Source organism: Paenibacillus sp. B2(2019) (genome assembly GCF_008370385.1).
GTDB lineage: Bacteria > Bacillota > Bacilli > Paenibacillales > Paenibacillaceae > Paenibacillus_AQ.
Genome location: NZ_VTZR01000002.1, coordinates 795803 through 817478 on the forward strand (window position 1 = coordinate 795803; position 21676 = coordinate 817478).

The window sequence follows — 21676 nt, forward strand, 5'->3', positions numbered from 1 at the left end:
TTGCGGCAGTTTGATGTAAATCTACAGTTATTTATGCTAAAATAGACGCAATTCTGCTTACCATACTTTTGCTTAGGCGGGATAGATCATAGTAGTGGTATTGGTGAAGGAGGCTGCGTATATGGGGATGATGTCCTGGCTGGTTGAGCAGCGGATTCAGGAATCTATGCGTAATGGGGAATTTGGAGATTTACCTGGGCATGGCAAGCCACTGGAGCTTGAGGATTTATCGGGCGTGCCAGAAGAATTACGCATGTCTTTCAAAATTATGAAGAATTCCGGGCTGGTGCCCGAGGAAGTATCTTTGCGTGCAGAATGTGTTACCCTCGAAGGGCTGCTTGCTGCCTGCCACAATAGCGGAGGCACTGAAACTAGTGAAGGCAAGGCAATCCGGGCAAAATTGTCTTTGAAAAGGCTGCGTCTGCAAGAGCTTCTGCGTGAACGAGGCTTAGATAGTAATCCTGCTTTTATGCAATACAGTGTTCAAATACATGAACAGATAATTAGGGAAGAAGAATAACGCTTATTAGGGTCCTGTTGTATGGACATGAGGATAAATAGTGTGAAATAAAAGCAGCTCTTAGTCCATAAAGAGACGAAAGAGCTGCCTTTTTGCGTGCTTCGTTTCACAAGTGTCATTTTACTTGCTTGAAATATACCCATTCTGGATCACCATCGTCTAAATTCTCAATGATTCCGCTTCTTACAAATCCTAGAGAAAGACACACTTGCTGCATGATCGTATTGGATTCATTGGTGGAAGTAAACAGCTTGGGGGTTGGAGAGTGTTCTTCAATGTAACGAATAAGTGCACCGGCAATGCCAAGACGTCTGAAATTGGGATTCACAATTACGAGCTGAATAAAACAGCATTCGAAAAAAGTGGTATCGTAACAAGCAAAACCGACAGGCTCACTGTTAATCGATGCTACAACACATTGCTCATTTAGAATATATTGTTCGATTTTAGGTTTGCGAATTTCGCTGCCAATGACCATGCTATCGATCTTGCTGAGTATAGATAAATCTGAAATAGTGGCTTTAGTTACGAGCATTTTAGAAAGTCTCCTTTTTTATAATATAAGAAAGTTATACTTGAAATGGTAAGTACAGATTTTCTTGATCTTTGAAGTTTTTTCGCACATGATGAATAGGGTTTAGACCACATCAAAGGAAATCATAACATATTATTACAAACGATGGAGAGATATAATGAAACAGCTTCCAATTATACAGGTGCTTCCAGACCTGAAACACATACTTCGCTCAACACGGGCAGCTGTTCTGATCGCAGAACCCGGTGCGGGCAAAACAACTGGAACGCCTCCGGCATTTCTGGACGAGCCATGGATGGCTGGTAAAAGCATTCTTATGCTTGAGCCTAGAAGACTTGCCGCTAGATCAGCTGCAACTTACATGGCGTCCAATCTTGGAGAAAGTGTTGGACAGACGGTAGGTTATCGGATGCGGAACGACACTAAGGTAGGCAAGAATACACGAATTGTTGTAGTGACTGAAGGTGTCTTAACGAGGATGCTTCAGAGTGATCCATCGCTAGGGGATGTGGGGCTGATTATTTTTGATGAGTTCCATGAGCGTAGTCTACATGCGGATCTGGGACTTGCTCTGGCGCTGGAAGCGCAGGCTGTGCTGCGTGATGATCTTCGGATTCTGATTATGTCAGCAACATTGGATAGTGAACGGGTCTCGGTTATGCTGGGCGATGCGCCAGTGATTGATTGTCCGGGACGAACCTATCCGGTGGAAACTATCTATACCCCAACTACAGGAAATCTTCCGATTGAAAAATCGGCCACAGCCGCAGTGAGACGTGCGCTTGCTGAACAGCCGGGAGATGTACTTGTATTCTTGCCGGGTGAACGGGAGATTCGCAGAACCCAAAATGAGTTGGAACATGGTAAACTGCCTGACGGGGTAGTGCTTCGTCCTTTATACGGACAATTACCACAGGCTTTGCAGGATGCTGCAGTGGCTCCATCCATAAACGGCGAACGTAAAGTCGTACTAGCGACCTCCATTGCGGAGACAAGCTTGACGATAGAAGGTGTGCGAACGGTAATTGATACAGGGTTGCGTCGTACGCAGATTTTTTCTCCGCGTACGGGAATGCCAAGTCTTACGACGGTTCCGGTATCGAAAGCCTCTGCCGATCAGCGGCGTGGACGGGCCGGGCGGACAGCTCCGGGCGTATGCTACAGGCTGTGGAGTCAGGAGGAGCATAATCGCCTTCCGGATGACAATGTGCCGGAGATTATGGAGACGGATCTTGCGCAGCTCGCTTTGGAGCTGGCGCTGTGGGGCGTGCGCGATCCTGCCGCGCTAGCTTGGCTTGACGCGCCGCCCGCTGCGCCCTATGCGCAGGGCACCGCGCTGCTGCGCCAGCTCGGCGCGCTGGACGCCGGCGGCGCCATCACGCAGCACGGCCGCAGCATGGCCGCGCTTGGCGCGCACCCGCGAGCCGCGCATATGCTGCTGCGCGCGGCAGAGCTTGACGCAGCACCGCTCGCCTGCCGGCTGGCGGCGCTGCTGCAAGAGCGGGACCTGTTCAAGGGTCCCGCGGCACTAGATTGCGACCTCACGCTCCGCGTAGAGGCGCTGCTCCGGTTCGAACGCTCCGCCGATACGGGCGGAGCGGACCCTGCGGCTCTGCGCGCGGTGGTGCGCGAGAGCCGCAATTTCCTGGCGCAGCTGCAAGCAGCGCCGGGCGGGACCGTGAACGACATCAGCCTCTGCGGGCTGCTTCTGTCGTTCGCCTATCCTGACCGTATCGGGCAGAAACGCGGTGATGGCGCGTTTCTGCTCTCTGCCGGTCGTGGCGTGGCCATGCGGGAAGGGCAACCGCTGGCCCGATCCGCTTATATTGTGGCTGCGTCTGTTGACGATCGAGCCACACAAGGTGCAATCTTGCTGGCAGCTGAGCTAGAAGAAGGACAACTGCTTAAATATCATATAGATCACATCACAGAGGATTCTGACGTGCATTGGGATAAAGAAAGTGGAAGTGTGAAGAAACGCCGCCGAACGATGCTTGGCGCTCTTGTCTTAAAAGAAACGTCACATGAAAGACCCTCCGCAGAAGAAACAGCGAAAGTACTGCTAAGTGTAATCGCAGAGGATGGGATTGATATCTTACCGTGGGAAAAGGGATCTCTGCAACTTCGTGAGCGGCTAATGTTTATGCACGCCTTACGTTCAGATTGGCCGGATGTCTCTGATGAAGCATTGATTGAGACGCTTGATGAATGGCTATTACCTTACATTCACGGTATGCGTAACTTACGCGACCTTCAGCGAATCCCGTTATCCCGTGCGCTTGAGGGGTTGCTGGACTGGAATCAGCGACAGCTTCTTGAACAGGAAGCGCCGACACATATAACAGTTCCTAGTGGTTCGCGTGTGCCCGTGGACTATGCTAATCCAGCTACTCCCGTACTGGCGGTACGATTACAAGAGATGTTTGGACAGATAGACACCCCTAGAATTGGTGGGGGAAAGGTACCTGTCTTGCTTCATCTTTTGTCACCGGCAAGAAGACCGATGCAGGTGACTTCTGATCTTGCAAGCTTTTGGCGTGGTACTTATTTTGAGGTTAAAAAGGATCTAAAAGGACGTTATCCGAAGCACTATTGGCCAGACGACCCCTTACAAGCAATTCCGACCAATCGAACACGTCCCAAGAAATAATAGGCTCCTTCGTGCACTTGAAATTTTAATTAGATGTTTTGTCTTCAGCTTACAGGGTAATTAACTAGCGAAGACAATTACTAAGGAGGGCTTCAAGTGACTAAAAAAATCGTAGGTATCTTTGATACAGAACAAGAAGCAACCAGAGCAATTGAAGGACTTCACAATCAAGGGTTTAGTAATGATGAAATATCAGTAATCACACGTGATCGCGATGAGCTAAGACATATTTCGGATGATACAGGCACAAAAGCTCCCGAGGGTGTTGCAACAGGTGCAGCTACAGGCGGCGTATTGGGTGGTGTTACCGGACTGCTAGCAGGTATCGGAGCGCTCGCAATTCCGGGGATTGGTCCTATTCTGGCAGCGGGACCTATTGTGGCAACGTTAACAGGTGTAGCCGTGGGTGCAGGTGCAGGTGGCTTAGTTGGTGGCTTGATCGGTCTTGGCATTCCTGAGGATGAGGCAAAAGAGTACGAAGGATACGTTGAAAGTGGCAAGATCCTTGTGCTTGTTGAGGATAATGGACGAGGGTATCAAGCGCATGATGTGTTCCGAGACAATCGCTCACTAAATGCTCAGCGTTACGAAGGCGTCTATAACGAAGACACTCGACTAGGTAATTCGATGGCTAACAGAGCAGACCGAACGGCTGAAGTTTACAACCGCGATAAAATCTAAAATGTTAATCGACCTACTTTTACTATAAACAATCCATTAAAGACTGCACCTCCTAGCGATAAGCTGTGAGGTGCAGTCTTTATTATACATGTGGTATGATATGGATAATAATCCAAATTATTAATAGGCATTTTAGAGATAACGGAAAAGGAACAAAGTAGATACCGGCAGTTATTTCTGATACACATAGCAATGTTTATGCTTTAGGAGCTGTTCTAAAGGAGGGCTTAAATGAAGATATTTGTAGCTGGTGCAGCGGGCGTGATTGGACGGCTATTGCTACCTAAGTTATTAGAAGCGGGGCATGAGGTTGTCGGAATGACCCATAAGGAAGAAAATAGAGCATTTATTGAGAAGTGTGGAGCACAGGCGGTAATCGCGGATGTCTTCGATCGAGAGGCCATATTTGCGTCCATTCACAAAGCACAGCCAGAAGTGGTTATCCATCAGCTAACTTCACTAAGTCAGCGGAATTTCTCAGATAATTCCAGGATAAGAATAGAAGGAACACGAAATATTGTGGATGCATCCCTTGCAGCTGGCGTGGAGCAAATCATTGCACAAAGTATTTCATGGGCTTATGAAGCTGGAGAGGAGCCAGCTACGGAGGAAACTCCTTTAGATCTTAAGGCTTTAGAGCCTCGGAGAAGAACGATTGAGGGATATACTCACTAGAGAAAGCAGTTGCCGAGATCCCCAATCATGTGATCTTGCGGTATGGAATGTTGTACGGCCAAGGAACATGGTATGACACTAATGGCTATATGGCAGAGGAAATTCGTCAAGAACGAATGACAGCGACAGATGCAGTTGTATCATTCCTACATGTGGAGGATGCAGCTAACGCAGCGGTGCTTGCTCTGAACTGGCCTTCAGGCCCTGTGAACATCGTAGACGACGAGCCTGTTAAAGGATTGGATTGGTTATCAGCTTATTTAGATGCCATAGGTGCTCCTGCTCCTAATGTTCAAGAAGGCAGAGAAGGATGGGAACGCGGAGCCTCCAATACGAAAGCTCGAATGGATTACGAATGGAGTCCACTGTATCCGTCATGGAGGTCAGGATTTGCTCGAAGCTTGAATCTCCAGAGTGAATGAATTCAGCTACTGAAAGGAAGTGCAGTATGAGTTTACTTCTTGTGATTTTGTTCTTTATTGGTTTAATCATGATGATTAGCAATCAATATGCGATGATCAAGAAAATGGACGAAATGAATGAGTCACTAAATGAAATTAATAATAAAATTGGTTAGCTAAAGTTGAAAAGGAGTGATGACGTGGGGGTAATAAAAAATTTCTCTCTAGTGGTCGTGAATTTAATCGCGGATCTATGGTTTGGAATCGTACGAAAACCTGAATTTTATGATAATCACACGGTTACTAGAACAAAGAGAGGGTATGTCCTATTTGTAACGTTATCAGGTATTATCGCTGTGGGAACCGCCATTTGGCTATGCTCTAGAATTTATTAAGGAAAAGACTGCCAATAGGCAGTTTTTTTATATTATAAGGTTTCTTCTTATATATTGGACTTCCAGATGCAATTACACTTGCTGTAGTTTAGTAAATAATCATTATAAGTGTTTATTACCAATCATTTACTTTAAGAAGTGATACTATAGAAAATAGAAGGTAAAGTAGCAGCGAGGAGGAATTGTACATGCAATTAATCGGATGGTCTGAGGATGAAATATCTTATGAGTTAAGTAATGATTATTCAATTCATAGGGCTGAATCGGAAGAGTGGGGAGTGTATTGCTCCATTTATTATAATATTCAATATATTGGCTTTTTTAGAGAAGATGGGTTCAATTCTGCCCAAAAGAATGCTTTTTGGATCTATAAAGGGGAGACTAAAATAGGTGGAGTAAGGATGTCACCTAATCGGATCTATCATTTATTTGTTATTCCACCGTTTAACGATACATTTGTGGTGCTTAAACTTCTAAAAAAGCTTTTGATATATTGGTCTGATCGAACGGAGCCTATAAAAACCTTCGAGGTTCTACCGGATCAAGTTCATTTATTTGCGCGGGCAGGATTTTGGCCTGATGAGTTCAGATGTCGCTGGATGCAGCGTCCTACAGATCATTTTGAGGTGGAATGGAACGAAGAATTTAGAATTGAAAGTCCACAGATCGAAGAGGATGGAAAAGGAGCTAAACGCTTTATTCTTGAAGATCAGATCGCCGAATGCAGCTACGCTAGCTTTGCCGGAAGTCTCGAAGCGACTAGAAGAAAGCAATTTTCCTATGAAGATTTTATTCCAAGTGAAGAACCGAATTATACGAATGAATCATTACTTACCGCGTCAACGCTTGTGTATGATAGGAAATCGGGACAGTTAATTGCGAATTGTCTCTTGGGCTTACAAGGAGATTACGCAGCAGTTTATAGTATTGGTGTAATGCCCGGTTATAGAGGCAAAGGGATAGCGACACTGATGTTGAAAAGAGGACTAAGTCTTCTTAAAGATAAGTATCCTTTCCTTAGATTATATGTCATGGAAGGTAATCATGCGGAGTCTGTTTATACCAATCTAGGATTTGTTCCAGGAGTACAAGAGATACAGAGCATGTATATTCCTGGAATGGATTAGCGAACAAATCATAATGGTTACTTAGACACTTGCCTAGAACTTAAAATGTGATTTCTTAATAGAATGTTGTGAAGTCCATGTTTATAGGGAGGTTCACAACAGATGGTAAAGAAAAAAGCTACTCTTAAGAAGAAAACATTATATTCTCAATATGCGCAGAGACATGTACATGAATTTGAAGGTAGTACGAAATTGGCTGAAGAAGGTGCAGATCGACATAACCATCGCTTTGCAGGTGTTACTGGGCAGGCGATTAGAGTAGGTAATAGCCATATTCATGAAATTGATCTTAGTAGAACTGATTTCGTTAACCATTTTCATAATCTTAAAAAGATAAGAACAGGCCCGGCTATTTCAGTAGGAAATGGCAAGCACGTACATTTTGTATCTGGCCAAACTACATTAAATGATGGTCATGTCCATCGATTCAATTTCGCAACATTGATTCAAGCTCCACTTGTTTAATGAATAAATCTGGTATGAAATGAAGCTCTCAAGGAATGAAAGAGCAAATAAAAAAAGGCTGCCGGATGGCAGCCTTTTTCATCTCATCTAGGCATGTGAGGTTATGGGGAACATGAAATGTTTAGGTAGTTCTTTTAAAAGTGGACGCACAAATAACACATCCTCACTCTGGGAAATTAATGCTGACTCTATATGATCTATGGGATAATCAGGTGTGAAATAAAAATGAATAACCTCCGTTTCAGGTGAAATAATGCTATTCAATATCACGCTGATATCTATGTGTGAAGTACTGATAATATCAAAAATACGAAGCTGATGCTCCTCATGTCTAAAGATCACTACGACGTCAGCTTCTTCAATATAGTAAAAAGAATCATGGAAAGGAAGGATAAAATAAAACAGCAGCTGATGTTCATTGTTTACAACGCTGAGTATAGAGGACACCGGAACTTTTTCTTCAGCGAATTTTTTTATCATGCTGAAATCAACGGAGTTATTCATAGATAAGGGCCGAACAGAGTGGGTTTTAGACGTTTGATTTCTAAGATGAGAAGCGTTAATAGAAAAGCTGCTTTCTTGCATACGCTCAAACCCGAATTTAGGATAAAAGTCCAAAGCACTGTCATTTGCAAATAAGTAGATGAAGTCATATTCATGTTCGTACTTCGCGATAATATGATCTATTAATTTCCTGGATAATCCTTGAATGCGATAATCAGGATGTGTCATTACAGTGCCAATTTGAATGGCGTTATACTCTTTTTGATTTATAAGAATCGTCATTTTGTTTATGGACGCATTTGCGATCACATGGTCCCCATCGATATAGGAATAACAAATATATTTGTCACTCCAGCCTCCTTGTTCATACCATGGCGAGAAATCAATCCCGAAGATCGATTTAGCTAAGGCATTAAAGCTTTCTTTATATTTTTCGATATGCTTATAATCACTGATCAATTGGTAATGGATCATAAGTATGCCTCTTTTCCAAAGTGTTTTTCATAGTCACGTTTAATGGTTATATTTTACTACAACGTTCTAAAGTAATGTTTATTATAAAAAAACAATCCCGAAATTATTTGGAGGCTAGAAAATGAGAGAGATAGATTATAGTAATTATTATTGGAAAGACGAGAAAATAAGATTACGATCAATACAAGAAGGGGATTGGGAAGGCTATTATACGAATCGTTTTGATACCCCAGCACGACGACTCTTACAATGTGCAGTTGAACTACCACCCACCATTGCCGAAGCTAAAAATTTTGCGGAGACTTACGCTGAATTCTCATCGAATAGACTAATGTTTACGATCGAAGATTTGCATGGTGAAAATGTTGGAGGCGTAAATCTCAATAGCATTGACGAGAAAAATGGTACGTTCAGCATTGGTGTGCAGGTGGATAAAGATCATCGAGGTAAAGGGTATGGAACGAGAGCTATAACCATCCTCTTAAAATATGCTTTTTTCGAGCGACGGCTAAATAAATTCAATGAATGTGCGCTTGAAGGTAATGAAGGTTCTATAGGGATGTTAAAGAAAGTCGGCTGCGTGCAAGAGGGTGTGCGACGGAAAGTCATTTACACGAACGGACGATATTATGATTTGATATTGTTTGGATTGACGAAGGAAGAATTTATGGAGAAAAACAGAGATGAACAATCATGAGCGCAATCGCTCGATCAAGGGATTTTCGAGTGGTATAGTCCGTTCTACAAAATCCTGAATCCGTAACGCTCCCATTATATGGGGGTTTTTTTGTGGTTTTTATTGTACTAGACATATAAATTGTAAGTTTATAGTCAATTATTTGATTTGTATTTCTAATTGTAGATAAATGGAAAGCGTTTTCGTATTGAATGATATCCGGTATTATAAGAGGGTAACTAAAAATATGAAAGTTCAGTGTAAAATAGCATCTAAGGAAAAGAGGGCTACGTATGAATATTTTAATTATTGAAGACGATCCCAGCATTCAAATGCTGCTAAAATTGAGCTTAGAGGTGGAAGGGTATCAGACGAAAGCTGTAGGAACGGTGACTAAGGCGTGGGATGAACTTGGAACATGGTCTGCCGATTTAATACTGTTAGATCTTATGTTACCTGACCGTTCCGGGTTCGAGCTTCTTCAAATGCTTCAACAACAGTATAAGTCAGTCCCGGTAATCGTGCTCACCGCTAAGAATGAAATGAATGATAAAATCCTTGGCTTTCAGTTGGGAGCAGATGATTATCTAACGAAACCTTTTGAGACAAGGGAACTTATCGAACGCATTAAGGCAGTTATGAGACGAATGAAGATGGTAGCGCCTCCTGAAGTGATCAAGATTGGACCAATTGAAATTGATAAGAATGGACGTACCTGTAAGATAGGGGAACAATGGCTTAAGACAACTAGTAAAGAGTTTGACTTCATGTGGCTCTTATGTGCTCATCCTAAGAAGGTTTTCACTCGCGAAGACTTGCTTGATCAGGTCTGGGGTTACGATTATTATGGGCATACAAGATCCGTGGACATGGTGGTAAACCGTCTTAGGGAGAAAATGAAACCCAACGAGCACCTGATCGCCACTATACATGGGACAGGCTATAAGCTGGAGGTATAGAAGATGGGGCTGCGAAATAAAATGTTTATTCAGCATGCCGTTACGATTGTTATGCTGCTCACAGCGATGTTTTTTATCGTTAATTATACGCTTAACCAAAGTATGATTAAACGGGATACTCAGACGTTAAGTCAGTATTTTGGCTTGCATCGTATTGAGGCATTGAAGATTGTCAGTGATCAGAAAATTAATATAGAACAATTATTTTCAGGTAAGTACGCCCCCTTTATTGCGTCACATTTGGCGTCAAACAGCAATTTTCAAGTACAACTATTCGCACTAGATGAGACGATTGTTGGGAGCAGCAGTGATAAAGAAAACTTACTTAAACGTAACGATATTAAGAAAGCGCTTACTGGGAATGCCGCAACGGTCATAACTGCAGGTGAAGGTACACAATATCTAATCTACTCAGTTCCCTTCTGGTATGAAGGAGAAATTGTGGGTGGATTTCGATATTTATTGGACCTCCATGAGAATTTACAGACATTAAACCAGATGCGCACATGGTTCATCGCTGCAGCTGTAGGATGTTTAATTTTTTCGCTTATGGTCAGCTATTCATTCTCATCTTTGTTGGTAAGGCCTCTACATGCCTTGCAGCAGGCGCTTAAGCTTGTATCAATTGGCGATTTTAGCAGAAAGATACAGGCGAGTAGTCAGGATGAGGTAGGAGAATTAGCCAAGGATTTCAATCATATGTCGGATGCGCTGCAACATCATATCAAAATGTTAAAGTATGAACAGGGAAAGCAGAAAGCTTTCTACGACAACATAACTCATGAATTAAAAACACCATTAACTTCGATTATCGGGTTTTCGGATTTAATTGAGAGAATGAATAAGAAGGATGATATACAGGAATGTAATACCTATATCCGTAAAGAGAGTACTCGGTTGTTAAATATGGTTGAGGATTTGTTACAGACCTCCCTGATTGGTGATGAGGCTTGGCGTATCAAGCTGGAGTGTACTGATTTAGGGGCTGTCATTATGGATAGTCTACGTATCTTAGAGCCGACCCTTCAAAAATCCGCGATTGTTACCACGCTAAAGATCTCATCTTGTGAAGTGAATTTAGATCCCAAGAGAACTCAGCAAGTTCTATTTAACGTGATTGATAACGCCATTAAGCATAGCGAATGCACAAATCTCTATATCGAGTTAACGGAGCATGAGGGCTTTGGGCTGGTTCGTATCATAGATAACGGGAGAGGGATATCGCAACAATTACAAAGTATATTATTTCTTCCCTCGGCAGAGAAACAGGATCGTATTATTTCAAACGAATCACATGGGTTAGGATTACCTCTATGTAAACAGTTTATGGAACTTCAAGGAGGGAGTATCGTCATTACTAGCTCGGAGAAGAAGGGGACAGAGATTCAGCTGAGATTCCCCTTAACATAACAAATGTAAGCGCTGTTACAAAACTGATACAAATTTAAAATTTTTCTGATATATGAGGAGGTTAAAGTAAGTGCCAGAGGATAAGAAAGGGCTTTCATGGTTTCGCCTCATCTTGTTACAAGTCATCATAGGCAGTCTGCTAATCGGCATGTGCGCTTACACTTTTCGAATACCTCTTGATGAAGTGCATGTTGTACCTCGACAGGAGGATCAGCTTGACCGGATTGCTGGTGTTCCGATGCGCGTGGATATTACGTATCCAGGCCTAGGGACGATATCCATTGAGGATCCGAAGGAATTGCTGAAATTGAGATCTACTTTTTCTGGGTTGTTATCATCAGGAATGCAGCGTCCACAACAGTTGGTTCCGAGACTTCTGTTGACGGGAACGATGGCCTATCTGGATCAAGAAGATATTCCTTTTCAAGTGGAAACGAATGCGTTTCACTTCGGTGCGGAGTCAGTTAATTCGCTTAATGTAAGTGCTACTATCCGCAAGCTGCAAAGTACACTCATCGATAAGATGTTAACAACGTCGAGTATTGGATCTGCTGTAGAAAACGAGATTAATGATGTGTTCACGCTACAGCAGGGAGTACTTACGGCTCTCACTCAGGTTGAGAGGAAGGCGTTGATATCTCAGATTCGTGCAGCAGAGCGTATTATCGATTTCAGCCATTTTGATGACTTGCAACGTACACCCGATGCTCACTTTGTCATTCAGCTCACGAATGATTATCGAGTGAAAAAGCACTGGATCCATGTGGATCGCTATAACGGCGCTTACTTCGTGGTCTATGACCTTCTGGATGAGACCAATCAAAGAGTCTATTTCAAACTAAATAATGCCTCATACTGATCTTGAAGGGATGGTTTAGTCTATGGCGAGAAAGAAAAAAAACAGTAAGTCAGTCATTTTATTGTCAGTCATAGTAGTTGTGTTGGTAGCGGGGTTCTTCATGTATAAATCAGGAGTATTTGGCGGTAAAGAAATCAAAAAAATTACCGTATATTCCATTTTTCAAGAGGAAGAGGCTCGTAAAATTCTGGATAAATTCAAAGCTGAAACCGGAATTGACTATGACATCCTACGTTTACCAAGTGGAGAAGCGGTATCCCGTGTACAGAATGAAATGTCGAATCCACAAGCCGACTTTCTGATGGGAGGGCCAGCAGATTCGCACCAAGTACTGAAAGAGGCAGGTTCATTGGAAGCTTACGCTTCTCCGAATGCTTCTGACATCGCTGACAATATGAAAGACAAAGATGGCTTCTGGACAGGGTTTTATCTAAATCCAATCGCTATAGGTATTAATGAAGAACGTTGGAAAGAGAAATATGGTAGTGATCCATACCCTGAAACTTTTAAGGATTTGCTCGATCCTAAATTCAAAGGTGAAATCGGTATGTCTGATCCAGCAACATCGGGTACAGCATATACAGCAGTAGCTTCTTTAGCCCAAGTATGGGGTGATGATGAGATGTTGAACTATATCAAACAGTTGCTTCCTAACCTTAAGGAAAGACCTAAGTCTGGCATTGAGCCAATTCAGAAAGCTGCTAAAGGAGAGTATACAATTGGCGTGACTTTCCTAGGCGATCAATTGAAGATTAAATACCAAGGCAACCCAATTGTTAGTGTTGTTCCAGAAGCAGCAGGTTATGAAGTTGGAGCTTTATCCATTGTTAAGGGTGGACCTAATACAGAGGCTGCGAAGAAGCTTATGGACTATATGCTTACTAATGAACCGGGTGAGTTGTATACGCAATCTGCATACGCAGTATCCGTTAAAGCATCAGTACCGATTCCTAAAGGTGGCATTGATATTAAAAAAACGAAATACAACGATGCTTATGATTTGTTAAAAGCAGCATCGCAGCGTAAAGAGTTGCAAAATGCATTAAAAGATTTGAAATAAAAGAGCCAATAGGGGTATTGCATGGCTGTACCATATATGGTGACTGTAATGCCCCTCAAATTGGATGGCAGAAAGGTGGGAGTCGCCCCCTATGAAAGAAAAAAAAGGCATTGGGGAGTCGATCAACAGGCTCTTTAAAGATCCATCGTCACTCGTACTTGTACTGACTAGCTTTGCATTTCTCATTCTATTTGTTATTTATCCGCTGGTAGTCGTTGTGTTTACATCTGGATTTGATAATTGGGCAACGTTTTTTAGTAAACCCCGTTATGGAAAAGCGCTATTAAATACGGTAGTTAGCTCATCATTATCCGCTTTTACAGCAACAGTGTTTGGATTTATTTATGCGTATGCGATTCACTACAGTAACATCAGAGGAAAGAAGTTCTTTCGATTTATAGCCTTTATTCCATTATTAGCTCCTTCGGTTATGAGTGGTTTAGCATTCCTATTGCTTTTTGGACGTGGGGGAATGATCTCACAATGGTTAAATACCAACTTTAATTTTGAGCTTGATTTGTATGGATTACCGGGGCTGTGGATTGTTCAGACGATATCCTATTTTCCACTTGCCTACATGACTATAACGGGTGTGCTCCGCGCTATATCACCGAATCTGGAGATAGCAGCACAGAATCTTGGAGCTAGAGGATTTAAATTATTCAGGACGATTACGCTGAAACTTGCACTCCCAGGTGTTATTAACGCATTCTTGCTGGTAGCGATTAACTGCTTCGCTGACTTCGGGAATCCAAAGCTAATTGGTGGGAACTATTCACTTTTAGCAGTTGAAATTTACGGAGAAATTATTAATAACGAGGCAGGACTAGCTTCGGTCATGGGGATTATCTTAGTAATTCCTGCACTGATTGTATTCTGGGTTCAGAATAAGATTTTATCTAAAGGCTCCTACTCAACGATAACTGGTAAGCCGGTATCTGGTTTGAAACGGATCACTACATCTAAGAGGACAGATGCATTACTTTTCTCTTTTAACAGTTTAATCTCATTGTTCATTATTTCGATGTTTGCGATCACCATTCTTTTCGCCTTTACGAAAAACTTTGGTCGAGATAATACGTTCACACTGGATCATATTATGAAAGTTGTCTTTAGTTCATCTAGTCCAGCCGTTTTGAACAGCTTAGTGTTATCGCTAATTAGTGCGTTGCTGGCGGTGGCTCTTGCATTAGTGCTCGCCTATATAGTAGTTCGCAAACCTTTTCCAGGTAAAAAATTACTAGATTTCAGCGCGGTTCTTCCAATTGCGCTTCCAGGAACATTCGTTGGTCTTGCACTGATTGTTGCGTTTAGTAAAGGTCCGATTGTTTTGCAGGGATCTGCAGCATTGATTGTCATTGCGATGTTACTTAAACAGATGCCTGTAGGTTATCGGGGCTTGACTGCGTCTTTTAAACAAGTGGATAAATCGATCGAAGAAGCAGCCACCAATCTGGGTGCGAGTAGCCGTAAGACGCTAACAACGATTGTATTTCCAATGTTGCAAAAAACCGTCGTAGCGAACTTTGTCTATGCGTTTATGAAAAATATGAATACTTTGAGTACGATAATCTTCCTAATTACCCCTAAATGGGTTGTTGCAGCAGTATCGATCTTTAACTATGCCGAAACGGGAACCTATTATTGGGCAGCCGCTGTGGCAGTGGGTTTGATGGGTGCAACGCTTGGAACACTGGGAGTGATCAAGCTGATCTTCCGTTCCAAAGTGAAAATATTTGATTTCTAATGATTTTGAAGGGAGTGGGCACGATGGAATCCAACATACTACTAGATTTGAAAAATGTGAATAAAGTGTTCGGCAATAACCATGTCTTGAAAAATATCAACTTAAAGATTGAACGGGGGAAGTTCATCACCTTCCTTGGTCCGAGTGGTTGTGGGAAGACGACTTTATTACGTTCCATCGCGGGTTTCTATACCATCGATGATGGTGAGGTGTGGATTGACGGGAATTTGGTTAATGAATTACCTCCATATAAAAGGGGCACTCCAATGGTGTTCCAGGAATATGCCTTGTTCCCGCATATGACGGTATTTGATAATATTGCTTATGGACTAGATATTAAGAAAAGACCTGAAGCAGAAGTACAGGAACGGGTAATGGCTGTTATGGCCCAGGTCAAATTATCCGGACTTGAAGAACGATATCCCCATGAAATGTCTGGTGGACAACAGCAACGTGTAGCTATGGCTCGTGCCTTAGTGATGAATTCGCCGATTATTCTCCTGGATGAGCCACTAAGTAATCTAGATGCTAAATTACGTGAAGAGGTACGCGTTGAACTGCGAACAATTCAACAGGAACTTGGACTAACCGTAATATATGTAACGCATGATCAATTGGAAGCTTTGTCGATGTCAGATCAGATCGTTGTTTTTAATAAAGGAGCTATTGATCAGTACGGTACGCCGCATGAAATATATTATAAACCTCGTACACAATATGTAGCTGATTTTATTGGTTCTACCAATTTTATTGAGGCAGTAGTCATGCAAAGTAAAGAGGGTACGGCAACAGTTAGCTACGGCTTTGGAGGGGATAACGTTACTATTACTACAGATGAAAAGCTGACAGAGGGTGAGGAAGTTCTTCTGAGTGTCCGCCCCGAATCATTGCGACTAAATCATCCGGACATTAGTGGATTTAACATCATGGGAGTAGTCCAATCCTCGATGTTTCTAGGAGAAAAGGAAAGATATTTCCTTGCAGATCAATGGGGCAAAGAATGGATTGTCGATGCTTATGATATTGGTCAAAAGACTTTCGATGGTCAAGTTCGGATGAGTGCGGCAATAGACAAAATTCATATTATTAAAAAGGTTAGTCCGTAAACTGAAGTAGATGTTCCAAAAAAGGAAAACAGTCGTTTTCCTTTTTTGGCGTATCGTTTTTTTATAGAACGGCGGCTATAGGCTAGTTTAGCGGGAGGAGACGTTCTAATTGAGAACAAAGGTAATTATCCTGTCATTGGTTGCGGTAACAATACTTCTTCTAATATATTTCTATCCTGGCCAGAAAAGCAATCAGCCTCTCAAAGTATATGTAATTTTTCAAGAGGATGAAGCGCGTATTCTGTTGGAGAAATATAAGAAGAAGACGGGACAGTCTTATGAGCTTATTCGCATGTCTGGCGGTGAGGCAAGCTACCATTTGATGTCGATCAATAAGACAGGCATTGATGTTGTTCTCGGTGGGCCTGCTGATCTTCATGAGCAGCTCAAGAACAAAGGGAAATTAATTCGCTATTCATCACATGTTGCTGATGAGATCCCCGACATCTATAAAGATAAAATGGGCTATTGGACAGGTATATACATGGGTGCATTGGCTATTGGTGTAAATGAGCAGGTCTGGAATCAAGATCCTCAGCTTGTAGCTTTACCTCTTCCGGAACGCTACGAAGACTTATTACGTCCCGAGCTCAAGGGGAAAATTGAAATTCCGGACCCAGAAACCTCAGGTACAGGATACACATTGCTAGCCTCTCTTGCACAAGAACGCGGGGAGGAGCAAGCTCTAGCATTGGTGAGTGCTCTTAAGAAGCAGAGTTCATCAACTACATTCTCAGGAATTAGTTCTGCCCAGCGGCTTGCAGTAGGTGAAGTTGCTGCTGTTATCAGCTTTATGGGCGACCAGCTTCGATTTAAGAATTCGGGATATGCTATACAATCTTCTATTCCTCCACAAGCTGGATGGGAGATAGGTGCAGTGTCGATCTTGAAAGGTGGGAACAACGTGACTGCTGCTAAGCAGCTGGTAGATTTTGTACTGTCAACAGATGCTCAGACCGATTATATGAATTCCGCATTTTCCTTTCCTGTGATGCCGAATATTAAGATCCATCCGCTATTGTCTTCTGTTAAGCTGGAAAAATTAATGATTACGTATCGATTCGATATCGCTGCTGCGAACCGAGAGGAATTACTCGCTAAATGGCACGAGGCCAATAAACGCTAAGGTATTGTTCACTCATTATTCAACGGCAATCGAGAACTTTATGGTTAAGTTCTCGATTGCCGTTATTTATTACTCAAGAAAATCAACTTTCATCATATGAAAAATTCACAATAGAAAATCACAAAATAAACAACTCTATCTAGTTACTTTCAATAAAATCATCATCTATCCCTATTAAATTTCTATACAAATCGGAAAAAGTGAACCCACTACCACATTTCAGGTTGTGAAAGTTGGAAAATAGTGCTTATACTAGAGTTATAGAAGGTAAGATTAACCAAAAAAACACAACATGAGGAGGGTTTATATGGCGTTTATGATTGCTCAACGGGCTTTTATCAAGGTGTATCTTATAACAATGGTAGAACAACATCGCGGGTATGGATACCAAATGCTTGAGGATTTACGTCGAGATTTCAAGGCACATGGATATTCCCCTCCACAGAGCGAAATTTATCGCGCGCTGCATGAGCTGGTACAGCAAGGGATTTTATATCGTACTAAACAGCTAAAAGGGAATGACCCGAAGGTGGATTTTCAAGAAATCGTCTTATACCATTTCACAACTGATGGAGAAGAGAAAGCGAAGCTATATAAGAAGCAGGTGAAGACGGATCTTGATCGCTGCTTAGGTATTTTGAACAAGGCGGTTGCGGATAACTTCTAGAACTGGAACTATAGTTATATTTTCAGGATGCTCTCACCCTGTTATAATGGTTACTGCCGGATAATTGCAGTATATACTTGGAGGTAACAAATGATGGATGAACATATGAAACGTCGATTGGACAAACAACGTAAGCTATTCAGCCAACTTGGCATCACTCTAGATGCTCTAACCATACATGAAAAAGAATTCAGTATGAAGCTTCGTGGTTACGATGCGGAGGAAGTGGACACATTTTTAGATAGCGTAATCAAGGATTATGAGCGTTTTTATGCGACAATTGCTGATCTGATGGATAAATGGCAAGAACAGCAGCTGGAGATGCGAGAATTAAAATCAGAAACAAAAGCCACTGAGGTTATTCAGGTCCCAGTACTTAGAGGTATCGACCCAAAAGAATTAGAAGAGGTCATTCTAAAACTGGAGACCAATGTCCGTCAGCTTAAAGAAAAGCTTCCCCAAATTGAAAGCTATTTATAACTCATGAATTTTTGAGTTCAGGAGCTGCGCTTGACATTTATAAATTTACCATTGACGAGTTAGCGGTTCATGATTTATGATATGTTCATAAATGATCATTTATATTTTAGTGGCGTGTTACCGTTAAGGGCATGAGCCAAGGATTGTCTTCATCTCGATGAGACATTTCTTGGCTTTTTTTGTTCCTAATTGACGATAATATGGGAAAGGAGTGATGAGCTTGTCGCGGGAGATCGAGCAATTTCAAGTACAGCGTGTGATTGGGAACAACGTTGTAATGGTTCAGGGAAGCAAGAACGGCAAGGAATATGTCATCATCGGTAAAGGCATTGGTTTTGCTGTGAAAGGTTCAGGTGTGATTGAAGGAAACGATCCTCGTATTGAGAAATTGTTTCGTCTAGAAGACCGCGAATCCTGGAGTCAGTATCAAATATTGCTGGAAGACATAGATCCCAAAGTGATGAGAATAACTGATGAAATAATTGCTGATATCCAAAGTCAATTTCCTGACAAATTAAACGACAAGATTTATTTGGCACTCCCGAGCCACATTCAGTTCACCATTTACCGTCTGCGCAACGGGATGGATATCATTAATCCTTTTTTACAAGAAACTAAGATGTCTTTTCCGAAGGAATTTGATATCGCTTACAAGGCATCAGAGAAGATCAATGCTGAATTTCAGGTGCAAATTCCCGAAGACGAGGTTGGATTTCTAACTTATCATGTGTACTCCGCAGTTAACAATGTATCGGTGGGTCAGTTAGTAAAAGCATCTAATATCGTGAGTGAACTTCTAGACATGATTCAGCAAGAACGGAATATAACTTTTGAGCATGGCAGTATGAATCATATTCGATTAATGATCCACTTACGGTTTTCGCTGGAACGTATTTTGAAAGGATCACTAATAGATAATCCTTTTGTGAAACATATTAAGAAGGAATACAAAGAGGAATACAAGTTATCTCAAAAGCTCGGTAAAGTGATGCAAAAATCTCTTGGTGTAGATATCCCGGAGGAAGAGCTGTGTTTCCTGGCGATGCACTTACACCGATTATTTCAGACTTTAGTGAAACACAACTAACATCTTTAGAGGAGTGGAGCATATGTTTTCCAAATGGAAATCAAAAAAAGAAGAGAAACATACTGGACATACAATCGATATCATGGCACCAATCAGCGGAGAGGCAGTTTCATTAACAGAGGTTCCGGATGAAACCTTTGCTGGTGGTCATATGGGTAGCGGAGTTGCAATCAGACCTTCTGAGGGGATCCTAAAGGCTCCTTTTGATGGCACGGTTGCTCATATCGTGAAATCGAGTCATGCCGTTATTCTGGAACATTCCTCCGGTGTGCAATTGCTGTTACATATCGGAATCGATACTGTCAGTCTTAAGGGCAACGGATTTGTCAGTCATATTGCCTCTGGAGATCAAGTGAAGGCAGGTCAAACCTTAATCGAATTTGATCTGGACGTTATTCGCGCAGCAGGCTGTGACACAATTTCACCTGTAATCGTGACTAGTACAGAGGAAACACCACCTCAAGTGAACGGACATTATGGTCAGGTTACAGCAGGACAGGATCTGATTCTTACCGTGGCTTCAAAGTAATAAGCTAATACAGCATTACTACTATTGAATCGAAAGGATGATATTGTTATGTTGGCTTTTCTACAAAAATTAGGTAAGTCGCTTATGCTTCCAGTTGCTACTATGCCAGCGGCAGCTATTCTTCAAGGGTTTGGATTGCTTGACTATGAAAAAGATTTGCATTTAGGATCAGTAGTCGGAGGGTTCCTGAACCAATATTTTGCTCCATTTCTAAACGCTGGTGCGGGTGCTATCTTCGGAAACCTTGCCTTGATCTTCGCTGTTGGGGTTGCCATTGGATTTGCCAAGGACGCTGTAGCAGCCTTGTCAGCAGTAATTGCATATATGGTACTGACTAAGATACTAGCTGTCGTACCACTTCAATTCTCCTTCATCAATGATGATGTAGTGTTGAATATGGGTGTGCTCGGAGGTATATTTGCCGGTGCTTGGGCAGCATTCCTATATAAGAGATATCACAGTATAAAGATGCCAGATTGGCTCGGGTTCTTTGCTGGTAAACGTTTTGTTCCAATTATTACCGCAGCATCCACGATGGTTCTTGCCGTATTAATTGGGATGATCTGGAGTCCTATACAAGATGTTATTAGTGATTTCGGAAACTGGGTAGTGTCACTTGGCGCAGTTGGAGCGTTCATCTTTGGTACAGCTAACCGCTTGTTGATTCCGATTGGACTTCACCACGTACTTAATACGATTGCTTGGTTCCAAATTGGTGACTTTACGAATGCAGCTGGTGAATTGGTACACGGTGACTTGTATCGCTTCTTCGCTGGAGACAAAACAGCTGGGATGTTTATGACAGGCTTCTTCCCAATCATGATGTTTGCGCTTCCAGGTGCAGCTCTTGCATTTATTCATACAGCTAAACCCGAAAAACGTAAAATGGTTGCTTCCATCTTTATCGGTTCTGCTATCGCTTCCTTCTTAACAGGGATCACAGAACCCCTTGAATTCTCCTTTATGTTCTTGGCACCAGTACTGTACTTAGTGCATGCTTTACTTACTGGTTTCTCTATGGCGTTAATGTACATTCTAGATGTTAAGCTTGGGTTCGGCTTCTCCGCTGGTTTGATTGACTACCTGGTAAACATGAAACTATCCACTAATGCATGGATTCTTATCCCTGTAGGTCTGTGCTTCTTCGTTCTGTACTATGTGTTGTTCCGCTTTATCATCACGAAGTTCAAGCTTAAGACCCCTGGTCGCGAAGATGATGATGATGCGCTTGTAGCACCAACTGGAGGTGACGGAACAGGTTCAGCTGTTTCTTCCAAGGCTGCTCAAATTCTTGAGCACATCGGCGGACCTTCAAACATCGAAAATATCGATGCTTGTATTACACGCCTTCGTCTGATCGTTAAAGACGAAAAAGCCGTTAAAGATTCCGCTCTGAAACAACTCGGTGCTTCCGGTGTGATGAGACTTGGTCAAGGTGCTGTACAAATCGTATTTGGTCCGAAATCGGAGCAATACAAAGAGGAAATCGAGAAGTTACTATAACTTAACGTACTCCGTTTAAATTTATTAGCAAGGGCTAGTC

At 42.3% G+C, this 21676-nt stretch carries 21 protein-coding genes and 1 pseudogene; 20 read left to right on the plus strand and 2 right to left on the minus strand.

Features of this window, described 5'->3' with window-relative positions; all coding sequences use genetic code 11:
• Positions 1–121: 121 nt before the first annotated feature.
• On the plus strand, positions 122–520 hold the full coding sequence (locus PAENI_RS04015) for a DnaJ family domain-containing protein (protein ID WP_076298881.1): 399 nt from the start codon (positions 122–124) through the stop codon (positions 518–520).
• A gap of 115 nt (positions 521–635) precedes the next feature.
• Here the strand turns inward: PAENI_RS04015 and PAENI_RS04020 are convergent, their stop codons facing one another.
• Positions 636–1055, minus strand: coding sequence for a GNAT family N-acetyltransferase (locus PAENI_RS04020; protein ID WP_076298882.1), 420 nt, complete (start codon positions 1053–1055; stop codon positions 636–638).
• A gap of 157 nt (positions 1056–1212) precedes the next feature.
• Between PAENI_RS04020 and hrpB the strand changes: the two genes are divergently transcribed.
• The 6 genes and pseudogenes from hrpB to PAENI_RS04050 all read left to right on the plus strand — a co-directional run bounded on the left by hrpB (position 1213) and on the right by PAENI_RS04050 (position 7449).
• A complete protein-coding gene (hrpB, locus tag PAENI_RS04025) occupies positions 1213–3705 on the plus strand; it encodes an ATP-dependent helicase HrpB (protein WP_149644315.1) in 2493 nt (830 codons plus the stop codon).
• Positions 3706–3801: 96 nt separating this feature from the next.
• Positions 3802–4386: a general stress protein gene (locus PAENI_RS04030; RefSeq protein ID WP_042187728.1), complete on the plus strand. Its 585-nt coding sequence runs from the start codon at positions 3802–3804 to the stop codon at positions 4384–4386.
• A gap of 231 nt (positions 4387–4617) precedes the next feature.
• Positions 4618–5483 (plus strand): annotated as a pseudogene (locus tag PAENI_RS04035) (NAD-dependent epimerase/dehydratase family protein).
• A gap of 26 nt (positions 5484–5509) precedes the next feature.
• Positions 5510–5638 (plus strand): hypothetical protein, encoded by a 129-nt coding sequence (locus tag PAENI_RS32485; protein WP_262495491.1) that lies wholly within the window; start codon positions 5510–5512, stop codon positions 5636–5638.
• 407 nt (positions 5639–6045) lie between these two features.
• A complete protein-coding gene (locus PAENI_RS04045) occupies positions 6046–6984 on the plus strand; it encodes a GNAT family N-acetyltransferase (protein ID WP_149644317.1) in 939 nt (312 codons plus the stop codon).
• A 102-nt stretch (positions 6985–7086) separates the two neighbouring features.
• The gene (locus PAENI_RS04050) at positions 7087–7449 is read left to right on the plus strand and encodes a YmaF family protein (RefSeq protein WP_060624061.1); all 363 of its coding nucleotides are present in this window, start codon (positions 7087–7089) and stop codon (positions 7447–7449) included.
• A gap of 87 nt (positions 7450–7536) precedes the next feature.
• Here the strand turns inward: PAENI_RS04050 and PAENI_RS04055 are convergent, their stop codons facing one another.
• On the minus strand, positions 7537–8427 hold the full coding sequence (locus tag PAENI_RS04055; RefSeq protein ID WP_149644318.1) for a GNAT family N-acetyltransferase: 891 nt from the start codon (positions 8425–8427) through the stop codon (positions 7537–7539).
• A 121-nt stretch (positions 8428–8548) separates the two neighbouring features.
• Between PAENI_RS04055 and PAENI_RS04060 the strand changes: the two genes are divergently transcribed.
• The 13 genes from PAENI_RS04060 (at position 8549) to nagE (ending at position 21636) form a co-directional block, all read left to right on the plus strand.
• Complete coding sequence (locus tag PAENI_RS04060; protein ID WP_076298888.1) at positions 8549–9124, plus strand: GNAT family N-acetyltransferase; 576 nt, start codon at positions 8549–8551, stop codon at positions 9122–9124.
• Positions 9125–9396: 272 nt separating this feature from the next.
• On the plus strand, positions 9397–10062 hold the full coding sequence (locus PAENI_RS04065) for a response regulator transcription factor (protein WP_076286423.1): 666 nt from the start codon (positions 9397–9399) through the stop codon (positions 10060–10062).
• A gap of 3 nt (positions 10063–10065) precedes the next feature.
• Positions 10066–11472 (plus strand): sensor histidine kinase, encoded by a 1407-nt coding sequence (locus tag PAENI_RS04070; protein WP_149644319.1) that lies wholly within the window; start codon positions 10066–10068, stop codon positions 11470–11472.
• A gap of 70 nt (positions 11473–11542) precedes the next feature.
• The gene (locus tag PAENI_RS04075) at positions 11543–12331 is read left to right on the plus strand and encodes a DUF3919 family protein (protein ID WP_149644320.1); all 789 of its coding nucleotides are present in this window, start codon (positions 11543–11545) and stop codon (positions 12329–12331) included.
• A 22-nt stretch (positions 12332–12353) separates the two neighbouring features.
• Entirely contained in the window at positions 12354–13391 is a 1038-nt protein-coding gene (locus PAENI_RS04080; protein WP_149644321.1) for an ABC transporter substrate-binding protein, read from the plus strand.
• A 91-nt stretch (positions 13392–13482) separates the two neighbouring features.
• Positions 13483–15138 (plus strand): ABC transporter permease, encoded by a 1656-nt coding sequence (locus PAENI_RS04085; RefSeq protein ID WP_076286420.1) that lies wholly within the window; start codon positions 13483–13485, stop codon positions 15136–15138.
• 23 nt (positions 15139–15161) lie between these two features.
• Positions 15162–16244 (plus strand): ABC transporter ATP-binding protein, encoded by a 1083-nt coding sequence (locus tag PAENI_RS04090; protein WP_042187748.1) that lies wholly within the window; start codon positions 15162–15164, stop codon positions 16242–16244.
• Between the two features lie 109 nt (positions 16245–16353).
• A complete protein-coding gene (locus PAENI_RS04095; protein WP_149644322.1) occupies positions 16354–17370 on the plus strand; it encodes an extracellular solute-binding protein in 1017 nt (338 codons plus the stop codon).
• A gap of 307 nt (positions 17371–17677) precedes the next feature.
• A complete protein-coding gene (locus tag PAENI_RS04100; RefSeq protein WP_042187753.1) occupies positions 17678–18037 on the plus strand; it encodes a replication termination protein in 360 nt (119 codons plus the stop codon).
• A gap of 93 nt (positions 18038–18130) precedes the next feature.
• On the plus strand, positions 18131–18517 hold the full coding sequence (locus PAENI_RS04105; RefSeq protein ID WP_042187755.1) for a DivIVA domain-containing protein: 387 nt from the start codon (positions 18131–18133) through the stop codon (positions 18515–18517).
• A 214-nt stretch (positions 18518–18731) separates the two neighbouring features.
• Positions 18732–19604: a PRD domain-containing protein gene (locus PAENI_RS04110; RefSeq protein WP_149644323.1), complete on the plus strand. Its 873-nt coding sequence runs from the start codon at positions 18732–18734 to the stop codon at positions 19602–19604.
• 22 nt (positions 19605–19626) lie between these two features.
• Complete coding sequence (locus PAENI_RS04115; RefSeq protein ID WP_149644324.1) at positions 19627–20133, plus strand: PTS sugar transporter subunit IIA; 507 nt, start codon at positions 19627–19629, stop codon at positions 20131–20133.
• A 48-nt stretch (positions 20134–20181) separates the two neighbouring features.
• Complete coding sequence (gene nagE / locus PAENI_RS04120; protein ID WP_149644325.1) at positions 20182–21636, plus strand: N-acetylglucosamine-specific PTS transporter subunit IIBC; 1455 nt, start codon at positions 20182–20184, stop codon at positions 21634–21636.
• Positions 21637–21676 lie beyond the last annotated feature (40 nt).

Excerpts from the sequence above, each read along its gene's own strand:
- PAENI_RS04015 (WP_076298881.1), top strand. The coding sequence starts at position 122 with ATGGGGATGATGTCCTGGCTGGTTGAGCAGCGGATTCAGGAATCTATG.
- PAENI_RS04020 (WP_076298882.1), bottom strand. The coding sequence starts at position 1,055 with ATGCTCGTAACTAAAGCCACTATTTCAGATTTATCTATACTCAGCAAG.
- hrpB (WP_149644315.1), top strand. The coding sequence starts at position 1,213 with ATGAAACAGCTTCCAATTATACAGGTGCTTCCAGACCTGAAACACATA.
- PAENI_RS32485 (WP_262495491.1), top strand. The coding sequence starts at position 5,510 with ATGAGTTTACTTCTTGTGATTTTGTTCTTTATTGGTTTAATCATGATG.
- PAENI_RS04045 (WP_149644317.1), top strand. The coding sequence starts at position 6,046 with ATGCAATTAATCGGATGGTCTGAGGATGAAATATCTTATGAGTTAAGT.
- PAENI_RS04050 (WP_060624061.1), top strand. The coding sequence starts at position 7,087 with ATGGTAAAGAAAAAAGCTACTCTTAAGAAGAAAACATTATATTCTCAA.
- PAENI_RS04055 (WP_149644318.1), bottom strand. The coding sequence starts at position 8,427 with ATGATCCATTACCAATTGATCAGTGATTATAAGCATATCGAAAAATAT.
- PAENI_RS04060 (WP_076298888.1), top strand. The coding sequence starts at position 8,549 with ATGAGAGAGATAGATTATAGTAATTATTATTGGAAAGACGAGAAAATA.
- PAENI_RS04065 (WP_076286423.1), top strand. The coding sequence starts at position 9,397 with ATGAATATTTTAATTATTGAAGACGATCCCAGCATTCAAATGCTGCTA.
- PAENI_RS04070 (WP_149644319.1), top strand. The coding sequence starts at position 10,066 with ATGGGGCTGCGAAATAAAATGTTTATTCAGCATGCCGTTACGATTGTT.
- PAENI_RS04080 (WP_149644321.1), top strand. The coding sequence starts at position 12,354 with ATGGCGAGAAAGAAAAAAAACAGTAAGTCAGTCATTTTATTGTCAGTC.
- PAENI_RS04085 (WP_076286420.1), top strand. The coding sequence starts at position 13,483 with ATGAAAGAAAAAAAAGGCATTGGGGAGTCGATCAACAGGCTCTTTAAA.
- PAENI_RS04090 (WP_042187748.1), top strand. The coding sequence starts at position 15,162 with ATGGAATCCAACATACTACTAGATTTGAAAAATGTGAATAAAGTGTTC.
- PAENI_RS04100 (WP_042187753.1), top strand. The coding sequence starts at position 17,678 with ATGGCGTTTATGATTGCTCAACGGGCTTTTATCAAGGTGTATCTTATA.
- PAENI_RS04105 (WP_042187755.1), top strand. The coding sequence starts at position 18,131 with ATGGATGAACATATGAAACGTCGATTGGACAAACAACGTAAGCTATTC.
- PAENI_RS04110 (WP_149644323.1), top strand. The coding sequence starts at position 18,732 with ATGAGCTTGTCGCGGGAGATCGAGCAATTTCAAGTACAGCGTGTGATT.
- PAENI_RS04115 (WP_149644324.1), top strand. The coding sequence starts at position 19,627 with ATGTTTTCCAAATGGAAATCAAAAAAAGAAGAGAAACATACTGGACAT.
- nagE (WP_149644325.1), top strand. The coding sequence starts at position 20,182 with ATGTTGGCTTTTCTACAAAAATTAGGTAAGTCGCTTATGCTTCCAGTT.